Genomic DNA, 16,025 nt, shown 5'->3' with positions numbered 1-16,025 from the left:
GGGGCCGGGCCGTGTGCGGAGTCAGCTCGCCGGCTTCGTGGGCAGGCCGCCCGGGAGGCCGCCCGGGAGGCCCGCCGGCTTGCCGTCGCCGCCCACGGCCTTGGTCATCTTGTCCTGCTTGCCGGAGGCCCAGGCCACGGTGAAGGACTTGCCGTCGAAGTCCTTGATGGTGCCCGTGCTGTAGTCCGTGCTGCCGTCCTGGCAGTGTTTGATGGTGATCGTCGCGGGCTGGGAGTTGTCGACGAGCGTGCCCGAGCAGGCGGTCTTGCCGCTGAGCATCACCTTGTCCTGGGCGAACGACAGGATGACGAGGCTCTTGTCGGTGAGCTTGCCGCTGTTGGACCAGCCGCCCGCGAGCTCGGCCGCGGTCGCGCGCTTGGCGTCGGCGGGGGGCGCCGACGGCTGCTCGGCCGGGGCCTGGGAGGCCGGGGTGGCACCGCCGGCCGGCTTGTCGTCCTTCTTGCCGCCGTCGCTCTCGCTGCTGCAACCGGTCATCAGCACAGCGGCGCAGAGCGCCGCCCCCGTGATCTGTACTGCCTTGCGCACGTGTCTCCTCCGAGTGGTTATGGACACGACAAATTAGCAGCCCTGCTCCGGCCGTCCTGAAGTCCTCACCCGGCGGCGGGGGTTGCGGAGGGGATCACCCGCCGCCGTCGCCCCCGCCCCCTCCGTCGGCGGCTCCGCCACCGCCGTCCGCGTTGTCGCTCATCACATTCTTGTGCACGGCCCGCGCCGCCCAGTCCGTACGGACGAGCCGGCGCATGGCCTGCCGCTCGGGCCGGCGTCCCCAGCCGGGGCAGAGCGACCCCGATATGCCGATGGCGGACGCCAGCGCGGCCAGCGCGCGGGCGCGCGGATCGGCGAACCCGCCGCGCCGGGCCAGCTCGAAGCGCCTCCGCGCCGCCGTCGTCAGATCCACCGGGCCCACGGAAGCGTGCCGGTACGGGAAGAGGCCGAGGAACCGGCGGGTCTCCACACGCACCGCACCGCTCTCCGCCAGCCGGGCCAGCCAGGCCTCTTCGAGGCGCCCGGACGCGCTCCGCACCCAGCGGGCCGTGCGCGGCCCGCCGCGCTTCGCGTCCTTGCCGGGCTGCGCCAGGCTCTCCAGCGCCGCGGCCAGCAGCGGGTCGTCCGGTGGCGGCAGCGGGTTCGTCACCCGCACCCGGCCGTGCTCCTCCACGACCCGCCCGGCCAGCCGCAGTTCGGCCAGCGCAGCCCCGGCCACGCCGTACGCCGAGGAGTGGCCGGCGCGCATCAGCTTGCGGCCGCTGTCCGGGTCGAAGCAGAGCAGCAGGAGTTCCTCGGCGAGCGTGGGGCGCGGGGCGTCGGGGGTCATGGCGTGGCGGTGCCGTGGGCGGGGACGTCGCGGGCGGGGAGGATGCGGCCGGTGACCTCGCCGAGGCCGATCCGGGAGCCGTCCGGGCCGGGCGCCCAGGCCGTGAGGGTGACCTCGTCGCCGTCCTCCAGCCACGGGCCCTTGCCGGCGGTGAGTTCGAGGAGGCAGCCGAGCTGGTCGGGCTCGGGGCCGCTGACCGTGCCGGAGGCGAAGAGGTCGCCGGTGCGCAGCGTCGCGCCGTTGACCGTCATGTGCGCGAGCTGCTGGGCGGCGGTCCAGTACATGGCGGAGAACGGCGGCCGGGAGACCGTCGCGCCGTTGACCGTCACCTCGATGCTCAGGTCGATGCCGCCGGGCTCGGCCGCGGAGTCGTCGAGGTAGGGCAGGAGCGGGTGGGTGCGCTCCGGCGGCGCCGTGCGGGCCTCGTCGAAGGCGTCGAGGGGGGTGATCCAGGCCGAGACGGAGGTGGCGAAGGACTTGCCGAGGAACGGGCCGAGGGGGACGTACTCCCAGGCCTGCAGGTCGCGCGCGGACCAGTCGTTGACGAGGCAGACGCCGAAGACGTGCTCGCGGAAGTCCGCGAGGCCCACGGGCGCGCCGGCGGGGGTGCCGACGACGAAGCCGACCTCGGCCTCGATGTCGAGGCGGCGCGAGGGGCCGAAGGAGGGGAGCGCGTCGGCGGGCGCCTTGCGCTGGCCCTGGGGACGTACGACGTCGGTGCCGCTGACGACGACGGTGCCGGCGCGGCCGTGGTAACCGATCGGCAGGTGCTTCCAGTTCGGCGTGAGGGGCTCGCCGTCGGGGCGGAAGATGCGGCCGACGTTGGTGGCGTGGTGCTCGCTGGAGTAGAAGTCGACGTAGTCGGCGACCTGGAAGGGCAGGTGCAGCGTCACGTCGGCGAGCGGGTGGAAGGGCCCGTCGGCCAGCCAGGTGCGGACCTCGGCGCGCACGGCCTGCCAGACGGCCCGGCCGGCTGCCAGGAGGGGGTTGAGCGTGGGCTGCTCCAGCAGGGCGGCGTGCGCGGAGCCGTGGGCCGCCGCCGCGGCCGCCGCGTCGAGGACGGAGTCTCCGTAGCGGACGCCGATGCGGGGGCGGTCCGGGGCGTCGGCGGTCGTGAAGACGCCGTACGGGAGGGTGTCCGCTCCGAAGGGGTCGCCTTCGGCAAGCTCGCGGGGGCTGTGCTGGGGCATGGGACGCTGCCTCGCTCTCTCCTGGACGCTCCGGGAAGCCGGTGGGCCCCGCCGGGGCCCGCGGCCCCACATTACGTGCTGGTGGCCGGCAGGCAAGGGGTGTCAGGAGGGGGTCTCGCGGCGGGCTCCCGCCGTGCGCCCGGGGCGGGTCCGCAGGGCTGCCCGGAGCGCCGTGCGGAGGGCCGTGCGGGCGGTCCTCCGGGCGCGTTCCGAACGGCTGCCCGCCGATCGTCCGAACCACTGTCCGAGCTCCGGCTAAAGAGCGCGCAATATCCGGTAATTCCTTGCTGGAAGCGGCGATTCCGAAGTAGCGTCCTTAATCGGGCCAGGCACAGTGGGGGGCCGCTGCGGCTGAGGGGCCGAGGGGGATGCTGGTGGCGAGCAGGAGCACGCCCATCGCGGCGGACCGGTCCGTTCCAGGGCTGATCGTGAAGATCGGTGACTATCCCCTGCACCACGGCGGGGTGGGCGCGATCCGCAGCCTCGGCAGACTCGGCATCCCCATGTACGCCGTCACGGAGGACCGCTGGACCCCCGCCGCCGTCTCGCGCTATCTGCGCGGCGGCTTCGTCTGGCGCACCACGGGCACCGAGCGGCCGGCGGAGCTGGTCGAGGGCCTGCTGCGGATCGGCCGCGAGATCGGCCGCCCCGCGGTCCTGGTGCCCACCGACGAAGAGGCCGCGGTGCTCATCGCCGAGCACGCCGGGGAGCTCTCCGGCAGCTTCCTCTTCCCACCCGTGGAGCCGGAGCTGCCGCGCAGGCTGGCGAGCAAGCAGGGGCTGCACGAGCTGTGCGTGGAGCACGGGGTGCCGTCCCCGGAGGCCCTGTTCCCGGCGTCGTTCGAGGAGATCGAGGAGTTCGCGGAGCGCGCCCGCTTCCCCCTCGTCGCCAAGAACAGGGAGGCGTTCGAGCGCCGCCGCAAGCCCGCCGTGCACGGCACCACCCGCATCCGCGGGCCGCGCGAGCTGCTGCAGCTGGCGCGCGGCTGGGGCCCGTCCCCGGGCGTGATCCTCCAGGAGTACCTGCCCCGCGAGCAGGCCGAGGACTGGATCGTGCACGCCTACTTCGACGCGGAGTGCACCCCGCTCGCGATGTTCACGGGCGTGAAGGTGCGCTCGTGGCCGCCGCACGCGGGCATGACCGCCAACGCTTACGTCGTGGACAATCCCGAACTGGCCGACATGACGGCCCAGTTCATCAAGCAGATCGGCTTCTGCGGGATCGTCGACCTGGACTGGCGCTTCGACCGCCGCGACGGCCGGTACAAGCTGCTGGACTTCAATCCCCGCATGGGCGCGCAGTTCCGGCTCTTCGAGAGCGAGGCCGGCGTCGACGTCGTGCGGGCCCTGCACCTGGACCTGACCGGGCGCAGGGTCCCGGAGGGGGAGCAGCCCGCCGGGCGCCGGTTCATCGTGGAGAACATCGACCTGCCCGCCCTCGCCGCCTACCGCCGCAGTGGCTACAGCACCCCGCACGCACCGTCGCGCCCCACCGGCACGGAGCTGGCGTGGTTCGCGCGCGACGACATGAAGCCCTTCTTCACCATGCTCGCCCGGTTCGTACGACCGGGCGTGCGGCACCTGTGGCAGATGTGGCGCTCCAGGCGCGCCACCGCGTCCGCCGCCGGATAGCCCGCCGCCGGACAGCCGTCGCCGAATGACCGCTGTCGAACAACTGAACAGCCGAACAGCCGCTGACGAATACCCGTCGCCGAGTGTCCGCCGCCATCAACGATTACCGGTCATGCATAGCGAGTAACGCCCTGGGAGGGGACTCGTGACACTTCCCGTAGCAGTCATCGGGGCCGGCCCGTACGGTCTGTCGACCGCCGCCCACCTGCGGGCCCGTGGGATAGCGACCCGCGTCTTCGGCTCGCCGATGGTGAGCTGGCGCGAGCACATGCCCGCCGGGATGATCCTGAAATCCACCCCCTCGGCGTCGAGCATCGACGCGCCGCAGCCGGGCCACACCCTGCTCGACTTCTGCCGGGAGACCGGCGAGCGGCGCTTCGAGTCGGACTGGGACACCATCCCGGTCGAGACGTTCTCGCGCTACGGCCTGTGGTTCCAGGAGCGCCTGGTGCCGGAGCTGGAGCAGGTGCGCGTGGTGTCCGTGGACCGGCGCGCCGCGGACTTCGAGCTGAAGCTGGACTCGGGGGAGCAGTTCGCCGCCCGCGCCGTGGTGATCGCCACGGGGCTGAGCGGGCTGGAGCAGCTGCCGCCCGAGCTGGCCGCGGCCGTCCCCGACGGCCCGTCCGTCTCGGGGCCGATCTCGCACAGCTCCCAGCACCGCGACCTGTCGCGGTTCGCCGGGCGCGAGGTGGTCGTCATCGGCGCCGGGCAGTCGGCGCTGGAGACGGCGGTGCTGCTGGCGGACGCCGGGGCGGCGTCGGTCCGGGTGGTCGCCCGCCGAAAGGGTGCCGTCCGCTTCGGCGCGGCGCCGGACGGCCAGCCGCGGCTGAAGCCCGACACCCCCTTCGGCCGGGCCTGGTCGCTCTACGCGTTCTCGTACCACGCCGATGGTTTCCGCCATCTTCCGCCGCCCGCCCGGCGGTTCCTCGTGCAGCGCGTGCTCGGCCCGCTCGGCGCCTGGTGGCTGCGCGAGCGCTTCATCGGCCGGGTCCACGTCTCGGAGGGCAAGCGGATCACCTCGGCCCGCATCGAGGAGGGCCGCCCCGTCCTCGGCCTCGCCGCCCCGGACGGCTCGGGCGCGGGGGAGCTCGCCGCCGACCACGTCATCGCGGCGACGGGCTACCGGGTCGACCTCGCGGCCATGGACTTCCTCGGCCACGGCCTGCGCACCAGGCTCGCCGTCGGCGCGGGCGGCCCCCGGCTCGGCCCCGGCTACCGCTCCTCGGTACCGGGGCTGTTCTTCACGGGCCTGCCGGCCGCGGCCAGCTACGGCCCGGTCATGCGGTTCGTCTGCGGTACGGAGTACGCCTCGCCGCGGCTGGCGCGTGCGGTGGGGGTGCTGCCGTAACCCCGGGTGCCGCCGCGCCCCGGGGCGCATGCCGTAACCCGGAGTACTGCCGTAACCCCTAGTACTGCCGTAGCCCGTAGGGGTAGGGCAGTGGGCGGGCACCGCCTCCCGGCCCCGGGAGGGTCGCGGGGCGGTGCCGCCCGCCTCCGGCCTGCCCCGGGGCGGGTGCGCCGGGGCGGCAGGCCGCTCCGAGGGGTCCGCCGCGAGCCGGTACGGCACCGCCGGACGCCCGGCCGGTGGTTGCCCGCCGCGGCGGAGGGAAGAGAACGGCAGGCTGCCGGCAGGAGGGAACTCCGCCGCCCGGGCCCCCCAGGGGTAGCCGCAGGAGAGGGCAACCGCCGTGGGCGTGACCGGCGGTGCCGTACCGGCCCGTGGCGAGACCCGAGGCGCGGCGGGCCGTCCCGCCGAGTGGCCGAAACCCACGAGATCAGGCCTGCCCGGCAGGGCCGCCCGCGGGGTGACCAAGGGCCGCGCGGGGCACATGTCACGTCGCACCCACATCGCACACCAGCACGCGTGTCGGGTCGCGAAGGACGCCGGACACCGGCCGGGGAGAGGGTCCGTGAAGGGCCCGGGACAGCGCAACCCGGACGGGCGGCCACGGTGATCCACAGCCGACCGGATACGCTGACTTTCGGTGGAGACAGCGACACATCGACAAACCCCGTGTTCGCAGGCAGACAGGAGTACCCCTCGTGACCGTCGTCGGGCCTTTCGGGCTGAGCGTGCGGGACCAGGCTCTTGAAGCCGATGTCCAGGCGGGACTGGCCGCTGTCGAGGAGGGACTCCTCGAGGCCACCAAGAGCGACGTGCCCTTCATCACCGAGGCCGCACAGCACCTCGTGCGCGCCGGGGGCAAGCGTTTCCGGCCACTGCTGGTGATGCTCGCCGCCCAGTTCGGCGACCCCTACGCCCCGGGCGTCGTCCCCTCCGCCGTCGTCGTCGAGCTCACGCACCTGGCCACCCTCTACCACGACGACGTCATGGACGAGGCCGAGAAGCGCCGCGGCGTGGACAGCGCCAACGTCCGCTGGGGCAACTCCCTGGCCGTCCTCACCGGCGACTTCCTCTTCGCCCGTGCCTCCCAGATCCTCGCGGACCTCGGCCCCGAGGCCGTCCGCATCCAGGCCGAGGCGTTCGAGCGCCTGGTCACCGGTCAGATCCTGGAGACCGCGGGCCCCCGCGACGGCCGCGACCCCATCGAGCACTACCTCGACGTCCTCGCCGGCAAGACCGGCTCGCTGGTCGCCGTCTCCGGGCGCTACGGCGCGATGATGTCCGGCGCCGACGAGCGCACGATCGACGTCCTCACCCACTACGGCGAGCGCCTCGGCATGGCCTTCCAGCTCGCCGATGACGTCCTCGACATCGCCAGCGACTCCCACGAGTCCGGCAAGACCCCCGGCACCGACCTGCGCGAGGGCATCGCCACCCTCCCCGTCCTCCACCTGCGCGCCCGGGCCGCCGCCACCGGCTCGCCCGCCGACCTCGAACTGTGCGAGATGCTCGACGGCGACCTCGCCGACGACGCCCTCCACGCCGAGGTGCTGCGCCGCCTGCGCGCCCACCCCGCCCTGGAGCAGGCCCGCCGCGACACCGTGCGCTACGCCGAGGAGGCGCGGTCCGTGCTGGCCCCGCTGCCCGAATGCTTCGCCAAGGCGGCCCTGGAGAACCTCTGCGACGCCGTGGTGCACCGGGCCGGCTGACGCGGGCCGGGTGCCCCGACGCGGGCCGGATGTCCCGACGAGGGCCGGGTGCCCCGACGAGGGTCGGGTGCCTCGACGCGGGCCGGTTGGCCCGACGAAGGTCAGGCGCCTCCTCCCCCTCGCGGGTGGCCGCCCCGTAGGGGATGTCCTACCCGAGGGGTACACGGACTTGATCCCGTCGTCTGATGACCCGGCAGGCCGCCTCTGGTGGAATCGAAGTGTCTCGAGGCGAGGGAAGAGACCGGGAAAAAGCCCCGGATTCCCCGCTCCACCACCGAGCGGCCGGGCTCACAATGAGCTCAGGAGGTGGCGGGTGCACGACACGTCGAGACCGCCGCCGACGACGGAGGTAGAGGACATGGCACGCATCGAACCGACCCACGGCACCGACGGGGCGGCCGGCGCCGGGGAAAGCGCCGGGCGGGCACCGGGCCGCCGCAAGGCCGTCCGCTACGCCGTCCCGGTCGCGGTGGCCGGCGTCGCCGCGGCATCGATCGGGATCGGCACGGCGCTCGCGAGCAGCGGCGACCCCGACCTGCCGAAGATCAGCGCGCAGGACCTCATAGCCAGGATGGCGAAGTCGGACACGCAGCAGCTGTCCGGCACCGTCAAGATCACGACCGACCTCGGCCTCCCCTCGATGCCCGCGGGCCTCTCCCTCGGTGAGGGCCCGGGCGGCAAGGGCGCGGGCCACGGCCAGGCCGGCAAGGGCGCGGGGTCGGACGCCTCGCCGCAGGCCAAGCTCACCGAGCTCGCCTCCGGTACGCACACCCTGCGCGTCGCCGCCGACGGCCCCGACAAGCAGCGGCTGTCGATCGTGGAGCGCGCCGCGGAGTACAGCCTGATCCGCAACGGCGACCAGGTCTGGGCCTACGACAGCAAGAGCAACACCGTCCACCGCTCGACGGCCCCCAAGGGTGCCGAGGGCGGCGGCAAGGAGGCCCCCGGCGAGCTGCGCGGGGCCTCGCCGCAGGACCTCGCCAAGAAGACGCTCGCCGCCGTGGACGACTCCACGTCGGTGTCGGTGGACGGCACGGCCAAGGTCGCCGGCCGGGACGCCTACCAGCTGGTCATCAAGCCCAAGCAGGCCGAGTCGACGGTCGGCGCGGTGCGCATCGCGGTGGACGCGAAGAACGGCGTGCCGCTGAAGTTCACGCTCGCTCCGAAGGGCGGCGGCAAGGCCGTCGTCGAGGCGGCCTTCACCAAGGTCGACTTCTCGAAGCCGGCCGCGGACACCTTCGCCTTCACCCCGCCGAAGGGCGCCGAGGTCACCGAGGACAAGCACGGCAAGGGCGCCGAGGGCGGCAAGACCGGTGCGGACGGCCGGAAGAAGGGCCTGGACGAGTCGGGCCTGTCCGGCATGAACGTGATCGGCAAGAGCTGGACGTCGATCGCCGAGTTCCGGTCGCCCGGGGGCGTGGGGCCGGGCGCGGGCGCCAAGGGTGCCAAGGGCGGCAAGGACGCCGGTCCGGCCGGTGCCCTGCTCGACGGCCTCGGCAGCAAGGTCTCGGGCTCCTTCGGCTCGGGCCACGTCTTCAGCACTCGCCTGGTCAACGCCCTGGTCACGGACGACGGCAAGGTCTACGTGGGCGCCGTCACCAAGGACGCGCTGGTCAAGGCCGCGTCGAAGTAGCACGCCCGGCGAAGCGGCACGCCCGGCGAAGTGGTGCGCGGGGCGAAGGCGAAGCAGTACGTACAGCGGATCGCAGGCAGGGAGGCCCCATGGAGGAGCTGTCCGCCGCCGGGGAACCGGCGATAGCCACCCACGCGCTCACCAAGCGCTATCGGGGCGGGCAGCTCGCCGTCGACCGGCTCGACCTCGTCGTGCCGCGCGGCAGCGTGTTCGGCTTCCTCGGCCCCAACGGCTCCGGCAAGACGACCACCATCCGGATGCTCATGGGGCTGATCGAGCCGACCTCCGGCGTCGCCCGCGTCCTCGGCGAGGAGATGCCGCGGGCCGGGCGGCGCGTGCTGCCCCGGGTGGGGGCGCTGATCGAGGGGCCCGCCCTCTACGGCTTCCTCAGCGGCCGCGAGAACCTCGTGCGGTACGACGCCGCCGACCCCACGGCCGACCCGCGCACCCGCAAGGCCCGGGTGGACGCCGCCCTGGACCGGGTGGGGCTGGTCGCCGCGGCGGGCAAGAAGGCCCGGGCGTACTCCCTGGGCATGAAGCAGCGCCTGGGCCTGGCCGCGGCCCTCCTGCAGCCGCGCGAGCTGCTGGTCCTGGACGAGCCGACCAACGGCCTCGACCCGCAGGGCATGCGCGAGATCCGCACCCTGGTGCGCGGCCTCGCCTCCGAGGGCACCACGGTCTTCCTCTCCTCGCACCTGCTCGACGAGATCGAGCAGGTGTGCACCCACGCCGCCGTGATGGCCCAGGGCCGCCTCCTGACCCAGGGCACGGTCGCCGCACTGGCCTCCTCGGCGCGCGGCAGGCTGGCCGTCACCACACCCGACACGGCGGAGGCCGTCCGCGTTCTCAAGGAACAGGGCGTGAACGACCTCACCGTCGACGACGACCGCGTCACCGGCGAACTGCCCGCCGTGGCCCGGGAGCTCGCGGACCTCAACGCCGCGCTCGTCCGCGCGGGCGTCCGCGTGCGCTCCTTCGGCACCGAACGCGCCTCCCTGGAGGACGCCTTCGTCGCACTCACCGGAGAGGGATTCGATGTCGCAGGCTGAGGCCGTACCGGCCGCTCCGGCCGCCGCGGAGAGGCGTGCTGCCGGCCCGCTGCGGGCGCCGTTGTCGCTCTTCCGCAGCGAGGTGACGACGGTGTTCCGGCGGTGGCGCACGCTCGCGCTGCTGGGCGTGCTCGCGGCCGTGCCCGTGCTGGTGGGCATCGCCGTGAAGATCGAGACTCAGGACGGCGGGTCGGCCGGCCAGGGGGGCGCGGGCCCGGCGTTCATCAGCCAGGTCACCAACAACGGCCTCTTCCTGGTCTTCACCTCGCTGGCCGCGACGCTGCCCTTCTTCCTGCCGATGGCCGTCGGCGTGATCGCGGGGGACTCCGTCGCGGGCGAGGCGAGCGCGGGCACGCTGCGCTACCTGCTGGTCGCGCCCGCGGGCCGCACCCGGCTGCTGCTCGTCAAGTACGCGGCGACGCTGACGTTCTGCTGCGCGGCGACGCTGACGGTCGCGGCCTCCGCGCTCGCCGTCGGGGCGGTGCTCTTCCCGCTGGGGGACGTGACCCTGATCAGCGGGGTGACGGTGTCCTTCGGGGAGGGGCTGCTGCGGACGCTGGCGGTCGCGGGGGCCGTGGCGCTCTCGCTCGTGGGCGTCGCGGCGCTCGGGCTGTTCGTCTCCACGCTCACCGGCAGCGGGATCGCGGCGATGGCCACCACCGTGGGCCTGCTGATCACGGCGCAGATCCTGGACCAGTTCCCGCAGCTGCACGCGATCCAGCCGTACCTCTTCCCGCACTACTGGCTGAGCTTCGCGGACCTGCTGCGCGCCCCCGTCTACTGGGACCAGCTGCTGGACAACTTCGGTCTGCAGGCCCTGTACGCGGCCGTGTTCGGCTCGGCGGCGTGGGCGCGGTTCACGACGAAGGACATCACGGCCTGAGGGGCCCGTGCGAGGCCTGTGCGGGGCCGTGCCGGGCCCGGGCCGACCGTGGTGAGGGGTGCGGGCCCGGGAGGCGTGTGACGGCCTCCCGGGCCCGCGTGCGGGGTTGTGCCCTCAGTGGTCCGTGCCGGGGCGGCGGGGCCGGCTGTCCGCGCCGGCCGGCCGCGCCGGATCAGAAGGTGAGCTTCCAGCCGTCGATGCGCCCGGTGTCCTGCGCGGCGATGTCCTGGACGCGCAGCTTCCACGTCCCGTTCGCCGTCTCCCCGGAGGCGTCGACGGTGTACGTGGCGACGACGTCGTCCGCGGAGTCGTTGCCGCTGGAGTCCTTCAGCCGGTACGCCTTCCCGCCCGGCCCGACGAGGTCGACGACCAGGTCGCCGCGCCAGGTGTGCTTGATGTCGACGGAGGCCTTGAGGGCGGACGGCGCGTTGCCCGTGAGGCCGGAGACCGTCAGGGGCGACTCGACGGCCGCTCCGCCGTCGGGGATGGCGAGCTGCGACTTGCTCTCGAAGATCTTCCCGCCGGGCGGGTTGGTGGTGCCGCCGCTCAGCGTCCACACCGCGCTCGCGATGGCGTCGGTGTTGGTGTCGAGCGCCTTGTCGCTGATGTTCGCCGAGGTGTCGCAGGACGAGTGGTAGCAGCGGTCGAAGGGCTGGCCGGCGGTGCCGCCCCACTTCTGGGCCTGCGCGGCGGTCTTGCGGTAGTCGGCGCCGCTGAAGAGGCCGCCGACGGGGATGCCGACCCGCTGGAAGGGGGCGTGGTCGGAGCGGCCGTCGCCCTCGGTGTCGATCTCGGTGGCGATGTTCTTCGTGGCGAACCAGTTCTCGAAGAGGGCCTTGAGGTTCTGGTCGTAGCCGTAGACGAAGTAGCCGGGGTTCGGCGAGCCGATCATGTCGAAGTTGAGGTACGCGTCGATCTTCCCGCGCTCTGCGGCCGGGAGCTGGTTGACGTAGTAGCTCGAACCGCGCATGCCGAGCTCTTCCGCGCCCCACCAGCCGAACCGCAGGTGCTTGGCGGGCTTGTAGCCCTCGCGGGCCACGGCGAGCGCGGTCTCCAGGACGCCGGCCGAGCCGGAGCCGTTGTCGTTGATGCCCGGTCCGGCGGAGACGGAGTCCAGGTGGGCGCCGGCGAAGACGACGTGGTCCGCGTCGCCGCCGGGCCAGTCGGCGACGAGGTTGTAGCCGGTGGCGCCGCCGGTGGTGAACTGCTGCACGGTGGTGGTGAAGCCGGCCGCGTCCAGCTTGGACTTCACGTAGTCGATCGACGCCTTGTAGCCGGGGCGGCCGTGGGCGCGGTTGCCGCCGTTGGCGGTGGCTATGGACTGCAGTTGGGCGAGGTGCGCCTTGACGTTGGCGACGGGTATGTCGGGTCCGGCGGCGGCGACCGGACGGGCCGTGGCGGCGGTGGGAACCGCCAGGGCCGGGCCGGAGGCCGCGCCGAGCAGGGTGGCCGCGAGGGCCGCACCGGTGGCCAGGAGGGCGCCGGTGCGGGATCTTCGGGGTCGTGAGGGCTGCAGGGTGGGACCGCTGAGTTCAAGCATGGGGGGCTCCCAACTCATTTTGACGTGGGCATGATGTTGAGGGTGCCCCGAAAGAGCGTCAAGGGCGGATTTCGGACAGGGGACACCGGTTTCCGGATATCGGGCGGGTCCCGGAAGGTCCTTACCGGCCCTGAGCTGTGACTTCTGTTGCCTGTGGGGTAGTTGTGACTTCTGTGTTAACGATGGCGGCGGCGCCGGTCGTGTCCGCCGCACCCGTCGCCGTCGTGCCCGTCCCCGCCGTGTCCCCGGCACCCGTCGCCGCACCCGCTGCCGCCGCGGCGGCCCGTGCCGTCCGCAGCTCGGCCCGCGCCCTGCGCGCCGTCCGCAGTGCGTCCCACGTCAGCACGGCCAGCGCGAGCCACACGAGAGCGAAGCCCGCCCAGCGCTCGGGCGGCATCCCCTCGTGGAACACCAGCAGCCCCAGGGCGAACTGGAACGTAGGCGCCAGGTACTGCACCATCCCCACCACCGACAGCGGCAGCCGCACCGCCGCCGCGCCGAACAGGATGAGCGGCACCGCGGTGATCGCCCCCGAGCACATCAGCAGCGCGGTGTGCCCCGCGCCCTCGCTCACGAACGTGCTGTGCCCCGTCGCCCCCAGGAACACCAGGAATCCCAGCGCGGGAAGGAACTGCACGGCCGTCTCCGCCGCCAGCGACTCCACCCCGTCCAGGCCCACCTGCTTCTTGACCAGGCTGTACGTACCGAACGTCGCCGCGATCGCGAGGGCGATCCACGGCGGCTTGCCGTAGGCCACCGCCAGCACGAGGACCGCGGCCGCGCCGACGCCGACCGCCGCCCACTGCGCGGCCCGCAGCCGCTCCCGCAGGACCACCACGCCGAAGGCGATGCTGACGAGGGGGTTGATGAAGTACCCCAGCGACGTCTCCACGACGTGCCCGGAATTCACGCCCCAGATGTAGATCCCCCAGTTCACGGAGATCGTCGCCGCGCCCAGCGCGATCATGCCCAGCCGGCGGGGCTGCCGCAGCAGCGGGCGTATCCACCCCCAGCGCCGGGTCACTATGAGCACGAGCACCACGGCCGCCAGCGACCACACCATGCGGTGCGCCAGGATCTCGACGGGCCCGGCCGCGTCCAGGAGCGGCCAGTAGAGGGGGAAGAGCCCCCAGATGCCGTAGGCGGCGACGCTGCAGATGAGGCCGGTGCGGGATTCGCTGCGGGGTTCACTGCGTGACGGCGGTGCGGGTGGTGATGCGGACATGGGTCCCCTCCAAGGCATGGTGCGACCTTGCGAAGGTAACCGAGGCGGGAGCGGCACCGGCGTGTCCGGCGGTGCCGCTCCCGCCTCACTGGTGGGGCGCGTACGCGCGCAGCCGGGCCATCGCCGCGGTCACATCGAACGGCACCACCGTCACCGCCACGTTCGGCAGGTGCTGCAACGTCTTCGCCAGCTCGTCCCCGGAGTCCGTGTGCAGCAGCGCGGCGAGCGGCCGTGCGTACGTCCGGCGGGGGACGAGGAGCGTCAGGGCGGTCGTCCCGTCGGCCGTGTCGCGCGCGGCGAGCGCGGCGACGGCGTGCCGCAGCCGCCGGTCCGGGCAGTCGACGAGGTCCAGCGGCACGTCCGTCCCCGGCAGTTCCTCCCACCGCGCGGCCAGCCGCCGCGCCCGCGCCTCGTCGATGACGAAGTGCACGGCCCGCACTTCGTCCGGCCGCAGCTCGTGCGCGTACCGCAGCGCTTTGACGGCGGCGAGGTCGAGCACGTCGAGGAGGACGTACACGAGGTGCCGCCGCCAGCGCGGCTCGGCGGCTTCGGTGAGGGGCGGCATGGTCTCCAGGGCCGCGGCCTCCTCGCGGTACTCGCGGTTGATGCGGATGAGCGCCCACACGCCGATCGGGAAGACCACGACGACCAGCCACGCGCCCTCGGTGAACTTCGTGATCGCGAAGATCACGACGACCAGGGCCGACACCACGGCCGCCACGAGGTTCACCCCCGTCCTCCAGCCGCCCTCCCGCCGCCGCCAGTAGTGGGCCGTCATCCCGGCCGCGGCCATCGTGAAGCCCGTGAAGACGCCGATCGCGTACAGGGCGACCAGTTTGTCGACGTTGGCGCCGGTGACCAGCAGCAGCGCCAGGGCGACGACGGTCAGGGAGATGATCCCGCTGGAGAACGCCAGCCGGTGGCCGCGCCGCATCAGCTTCCGGGGCAGGAAGCGGTCCTCGGCGACGAAGCTGGCGAGGAAGGGGAAGCCGGTGAAGGGCGTGTTGGCGCCGGTGTAGAGGATGAGCGCGGTCGCCAGCTGGACGAACACCAGCCCGGCCGTGCCCGCCCAGCCGTCGCCGAAGACGAGGTGGGCCTCCTGGGCGATGACGGTCGGGTTGCCGTCCACGTAGGGGACGGCGTGCGTGTAGTGGGCGAGGGTGGAGACGCCCAGCACCATGACGCCGAGGACGCAGCTCATGACGGTCAGCGTCCGCCGCGCGTTGACGCCCTGGGGCGTGCGGAAGGCGGAGACGCCGTTGGAGATGGCCTCAAGCCCCGTCAGCGAGGAGCCGCCGTTGGCGAAGGCGCGCAGCACCATGAAGAGGGAGGCGCCGTAGAGCCAGCCGCTCCCCTCCTGGCCGAGCGGCACGACGCCCGGGGCGTTCAGGTCGGTGTGCGGGAGCCCGCCGTCCAGCGCCCGGACGAGGCCGACGACCAGCATGAGTGCGACGGCGAGCATGAAGAGGTACGCGGGCGTCGCGAACGCCCGCCCCGCCTCGCGGATCCCCCGCAGATTCCCGTACATCAGCAGCACCACCACGGCCGCGGTGATGGGCAGCTTGAGGTGGTCGAGGCCCGTGTACCCGTTGCCCGCGAGGTGGGCCAGGGAGATCAGCGCGTCGGTGCCGGCCGCGGTCTGGACGGCGACCGTGACGATGTAGTCGACGAGGAGCGCGACGGCGGCGATCTGGGCGACGCGCGGCCCGAAGTTCTCCCGCGCGACGACGTACGACCCGCCCGCGCGCGTGTACACGGACACCACGTCGCGGTAGGAGAGCGTCAGGAGCAGCAGGACGAGCAGGATCGCGCCGGTCACCGGCATCAGCAGGGTGAACGCGGCCACCCCGGCGACGGGCACGAGGATGCGCAGCATCTCCTCGCTGCCGTACGCGGTGGAGGAGATGCAGTCGGAGGCCAGCACCCCGAGCGCCATGGGGTTGCTGAGCTTCTCCTGGGAGAGCTGCTCGGTGACCAGGGGCGGCCCGAGCAGCCGGCACTTCACGCGGTAGGCGAGCCGGTCGCGGATGGGGGGAGAGAGCGTGGCATCGGGGTCGGCCATGCCCCCATGAGAGCGGGCGGGCGGGGGAGGGAGCGTCAGACGCCCCCGGACGGGCCGGAAAACAGCCCGTCCGAGCGCCTCGGCTCACCTGTCCGGTGACCTCCGCCGATCTGTCCCACGACCTATCCGACGACCTATCCGACGACCGTCCAGGTGTCGTTCCCGGCCAGCAGGGCCGTCAGGTCGCCCTTGCCCTTCTGCTCGATCGCCGCTTCGAGCTGGTCGGCCATCTGGGTGTCGTAGACCGGCCGCTCGACGCTGCGGAAGACACCGATCGGCGTCTGGTGGAGGGTGTCGGGGTCGGCGAGGCGGGAGAGGGCGAAGGCGGTGGTGGGGGACGGGGAGTGGGCGTCGTGGACGAGGATGTCGGCCTCGTTCTCCGGCGTGACCTGGACGACCTGCAGGTCGCCGGTGGCCGCGTT

At 73.3% G+C, this 16,025-nt stretch carries 12 protein-coding genes and 1 pseudogene; 6 read left to right on the top strand and 7 right to left on the bottom strand.

Going from position 1 to position 16,025, the window contains the following annotated elements:
• Window positions 1-21 precede the first annotated feature (21 nt).
• The 3 genes from NQU55_RS32425 to fahA all read right to left on the bottom strand — a co-directional run bounded on the left by NQU55_RS32425 (window position 22) and on the right by fahA (window position 2,526).
• Window positions 22-546: a hypothetical protein gene (locus tag NQU55_RS32425; RefSeq protein WP_168095467.1), complete on the bottom strand. Its 525-nt coding sequence runs from the start codon at window positions 544-546 to the stop codon at window positions 22-24.
• Window positions 547-640: 94 nt separating this feature from the next.
• Window positions 641-1,336, bottom strand: a complete 696-nt coding sequence (locus tag NQU55_RS32420; RefSeq protein WP_168095466.1) for a GOLPH3/VPS74 family protein — start codon at window positions 1,334-1,336, stop codon at window positions 641-643.
• The gene (fahA, locus tag NQU55_RS32415; RefSeq protein WP_168095465.1) at window positions 1,333-2,526 is read right to left on the bottom strand and encodes a fumarylacetoacetase; all 1,194 of its coding nucleotides are present in this window, start codon (window positions 2,524-2,526) and stop codon (window positions 1,333-1,335) included. The genes NQU55_RS32420 and fahA overlap by 4 nt, the downstream gene beginning before the upstream one ends.
• A gap of 368 nt (window positions 2,527-2,894) precedes the next feature.
• On the opposite strand from fahA, the gene NQU55_RS32410 reads away from it, so the two are divergent.
• The 6 genes from NQU55_RS32410 (at window position 2,895) to NQU55_RS32385 (ending at window position 10,776) form a co-directional block, all read left to right on the top strand.
• Window positions 2,895-4,157: a carboxylate--amine ligase gene (locus NQU55_RS32410; RefSeq protein WP_168095464.1), complete on the top strand. Its 1,263-nt coding sequence runs from the start codon at window positions 2,895-2,897 to the stop codon at window positions 4,155-4,157.
• Window positions 4,158-4,302: 145 nt separating this feature from the next.
• On the top strand, window positions 4,303-5,505 hold the full coding sequence (locus NQU55_RS32405) for an FAD-dependent oxidoreductase (protein WP_256791649.1): 1,203 nt from the start codon (window positions 4,303-4,305) through the stop codon (window positions 5,503-5,505).
• A gap of 695 nt (window positions 5,506-6,200) precedes the next feature.
• The gene (locus NQU55_RS32400; protein WP_168095574.1) at window positions 6,201-7,211 is read left to right on the top strand and encodes a polyprenyl synthetase family protein; all 1,011 of its coding nucleotides are present in this window, start codon (window positions 6,201-6,203) and stop codon (window positions 7,209-7,211) included.
• A 358-nt stretch (window positions 7,212-7,569) separates the two neighbouring features.
• Entirely contained in the window at window positions 7,570-8,844 is a 1,275-nt protein-coding gene (locus NQU55_RS32395) for a LolA family protein (RefSeq protein ID WP_168095575.1), read from the top strand.
• An 89-nt stretch (window positions 8,845-8,933) separates the two neighbouring features.
• Window positions 8,934-9,893: an ABC transporter ATP-binding protein gene (locus NQU55_RS32390; protein WP_168095576.1), complete on the top strand. Its 960-nt coding sequence runs from the start codon at window positions 8,934-8,936 to the stop codon at window positions 9,891-9,893.
• Entirely contained in the window at window positions 9,880-10,776 is an 897-nt protein-coding gene (locus NQU55_RS32385) for an ABC transporter permease (protein ID WP_168095577.1), read from the top strand. The genes NQU55_RS32390 and NQU55_RS32385 overlap by 14 nt, the downstream gene beginning before the upstream one ends.
• Before the next feature lie 172 nt (window positions 10,777-10,948).
• Here the strand turns inward: NQU55_RS32385 and NQU55_RS32380 are convergent, their stop codons facing one another.
• The 4 genes and pseudogenes from NQU55_RS32380 to NQU55_RS32365 form a co-directional block, all read right to left on the bottom strand.
• Window positions 10,949-12,316, bottom strand: coding sequence for a M28 family metallopeptidase (locus tag NQU55_RS32380; RefSeq protein ID WP_168095980.1), 1,368 nt, complete (start codon window positions 12,314-12,316; stop codon window positions 10,949-10,951).
• A 121-nt stretch (window positions 12,317-12,437) separates the two neighbouring features.
• Window positions 12,438-13,541, bottom strand: coding sequence for an EamA family transporter RarD (rarD, locus tag NQU55_RS32375; RefSeq protein WP_168095981.1), 1,104 nt, complete (start codon window positions 13,539-13,541; stop codon window positions 12,438-12,440).
• 85 nt (window positions 13,542-13,626) lie between these two features.
• On the bottom strand, window positions 13,627-15,603 hold the full coding sequence (locus tag NQU55_RS32370) for an APC family permease (protein WP_168095982.1): 1,977 nt from the start codon (window positions 15,601-15,603) through the stop codon (window positions 13,627-13,629).
• 134 nt (window positions 15,604-15,737) lie between these two features.
• Window positions 15,738-16,025: pseudogene (locus NQU55_RS32365) on the bottom strand (2-oxoacid:ferredoxin oxidoreductase subunit beta); the annotation flags it as partial.

Origin of the sequence: Streptomyces telluris, assembly GCF_024519335.1 — a bacterium.
GTDB classification, from domain to species: Bacteria; Actinomycetota; Actinomycetes; order Streptomycetales; family Streptomycetaceae; genus Streptomyces; species Streptomyces telluris.
The sequence above is the reverse complement of the archived record's forward strand: the minus strand, read 5'-3'. Positions and strand labels throughout refer to the sequence as shown.

Coding starts and splice junctions, on each gene's coding strand:
- NQU55_RS32385 (WP_168095577.1), top strand. CDS start 9,880: ATGTCGCAGGCTGAGGCCGTACCGGCCGCTCCGGCCGCCGCGGAGAGG.
- fahA (WP_168095465.1), bottom strand. CDS start 2,526: ATGCCCCAGCACAGCCCCCGCGAGCTTGCCGAAGGCGACCCCTTCGGA.
- NQU55_RS32410 (WP_168095464.1), top strand. CDS start 2,895: ATGCTGGTGGCGAGCAGGAGCACGCCCATCGCGGCGGACCGGTCCGTT.
- NQU55_RS32395 (WP_168095575.1), top strand. CDS start 7,570: ATGGCACGCATCGAACCGACCCACGGCACCGACGGGGCGGCCGGCGCC.
- NQU55_RS32380 (WP_168095980.1), bottom strand. CDS start 12,316: ATGCTTGAACTCAGCGGTCCCACCCTGCAGCCCTCACGACCCCGAAGA.
- NQU55_RS32420 (WP_168095466.1), bottom strand. CDS start 1,336: ATGACCCCCGACGCCCCGCGCCCCACGCTCGCCGAGGAACTCCTGCTG.
- NQU55_RS32390 (WP_168095576.1), top strand. CDS start 8,934: ATGGAGGAGCTGTCCGCCGCCGGGGAACCGGCGATAGCCACCCACGCG.
- rarD (WP_168095981.1), bottom strand. CDS start 13,541: ATGTCCGCATCACCACCCGCACCGCCGTCACGCAGTGAACCCCGCAGC.
- NQU55_RS32370 (WP_168095982.1), bottom strand. CDS start 15,603: ATGGCCGACCCCGATGCCACGCTCTCTCCCCCCATCCGCGACCGGCTC.